Below are 2011 nucleotides of genomic sequence, written 5' to 3'. Positions count from 1 at the left end.
GAGCGTGGTTCATCGGCAGGCCACGGGTCGCGTAACCCTATCCCCGAAAAAATAATGATGAAGGCGAGGAACAACAAAAACCATAGGGTTTGATAATAGTCATCACTTTGCCAAACTTGTCGACACTTGGACGTCACTAAGCTCATACTTCCTCTTCCATATTCAATAATTCAACACGACTTTTAATATGATCTCGATAGAGAAACCCTGTGAGTACCGCGCTAACGATACCAAAGAAAATACTGAGATATATCATTGTATTACTCGATGAATGAATACCAGCGCCCATCAATGCGAAGATGATAATTTGAGGCAAGTATCCCAACAGACTGGCGGAGATAAAGGCAAAGAACGGCACTCGGACACTACCCGATAAAACGTTGGTCACGACGTTATTCCCAATCGGAAACAAACGTAGCAAAAGGATTTTGTAAAACGGCTTACGACTCGCAAATGAATTAAAACGCGTCATTTTTTTCGGGAACCGTCGATATAGCCAATTTCCGATGAGAAAGCGCGCGCAGGCGTAGTTAAATGTCGCCCCAAAAACACAAGCAAATAAGGTGATAAGCACGCCTAATTGGACGTGGTATAAATAGCCGAATACCAATGCGATGGCTTGCTTTGGCCCACTTAACGACAAAAACACCACACTGAATGTGAAGATGACCACATGCCCTAAAGCCCCGTTTTTTTGAATGTAGCCAACCAGCCAGTTCCTATCTGTGAGGTGAGATAAAACGGGATTATCGAGCTGATTTGCTAACAAAACCCCAGCAAGTATAAGAAGTGCAAGCTTTAACCATTTCATTGTTTTGCATTTTCATTGGCAATGCTGACAGCTTTGATCATCGGATTTTTCGTGCGCTTTTGTAACCAGATCACACCAAACATATCAACAATCCCTACCCAAACACGGTTCCATGCATTGTAATTGGAAGTGCCTGCTTCTCTGTCTCGGTGCGCGACTGGGTGAACGACGATTTCCCCGCCCATCGCTTTGATGAGTGCAGGCAAAAACCGATGCATATGATCAAAATACGGCAAGCGCAGATAAGTCGATTTAGGGATGACTTTAAGTCCACAACCAGAATCTGGAACACCATCACCTAGTAATGCATGGCGCACTTTGTTCGCCACCTTCGATTGAAACCTAACCCAAGCTGTATCCAACCTTTTCGCTCGATAACCCGCGATGCAAAAGTTCGGATTGCTGACTTTAGCAGCAAGCTCAAGCATCTTAGGCATATCCGACGGATCGTTCTGCCCATCAGCATCGGAGGTAACGATCCACTCACCTTTTGCATGTTTGACGGCAGTTAACACTGCTGTGCTTTGACCGCAACTATGTTCGTGGCTTACCACCTGCAGGTCACACCCACATTCTTTAGCAGCTTCAAGTGCCTCTTGCACCGTATCATCGGTACTACCGTCGTCCGTAATGACAATTTCGACGTTAGGGTATGCTTCTAAACTGGCATGAATTTCTTTCACTAACTTCCCAATATTTCCTTGTTCATTTTTTGCAGGAATAACGACTGATATACTCGGTAACATAGCTCTAACCTTATGTGAACTCTCGACCTTGAAAGTTCTGAATGACAAATCTTTCACTTGTTATAAAAATTCCGGTACCAAGCGACAAACTCGGCAATACCTTCTTCTACGGAAACTGACGGCCGATAACCAGTGGCTTGATAGAAAGCTGTTGTATCAGCATAGGTTTGGTATACATCTCCTGGCTGCATCTCTCGATAATTCTTCTTTGCTTCTATTCCGAGTTCATTTTCTATTGCTTTGATAAAATCCATCAAACAAATCGGTGAACCATAACCAATATTGTAAATAGAATAAGGAGCAGAACTATCCGCTGGAGTACTATTTTCAAACTGCCATCGCTGATTAATTCTTGGTATGACATCAGAAATTCTGACTATCCCTTCGACAATGTCATTAATATGGGTAAAGTCCCTCCACATATCACCGTTATTATTAATATCAATAGACTGAC

2 protein-coding genes and 1 pseudogene are annotated in these 2011 nt (G+C 43.2%); all 3 read right to left on the bottom strand.

The window, feature by feature from the left end:
- Window positions 1-142 precede the first annotated feature (142 nt).
- Window positions 143-811 (bottom strand): TVP38/TMEM64 family protein, encoded by a 669-nt coding sequence (locus R7P35_RS23780; protein WP_005457981.1) that lies wholly within the window; start codon window positions 809-811, stop codon window positions 143-145.
- Entirely contained in the window at window positions 808-1557 is a 750-nt protein-coding gene (locus R7P35_RS23775; RefSeq protein WP_206973495.1) for a glycosyltransferase family 2 protein, read from the bottom strand. The genes R7P35_RS23780 and R7P35_RS23775 overlap by 4 nt, the downstream gene beginning before the upstream one ends.
- 53 nt (window positions 1558-1610) lie before the next feature.
- A pseudogene (locus tag R7P35_RS23770) lies at window positions 1611-2011 on the bottom strand (GDP-mannose 4,6-dehydratase); the annotation flags it as partial.

Source organism: Vibrio sp. Vb0304 (assembly GCF_033338995.1).
Classification (GTDB): domain Bacteria; phylum Pseudomonadota; class Gammaproteobacteria; order Enterobacterales; family Vibrionaceae; genus Vibrio; species Vibrio alginolyticus.
The sequence above is the reverse complement of the archived record's forward strand: the minus strand, read 5'-3'. Positions and strand labels throughout refer to the sequence as shown.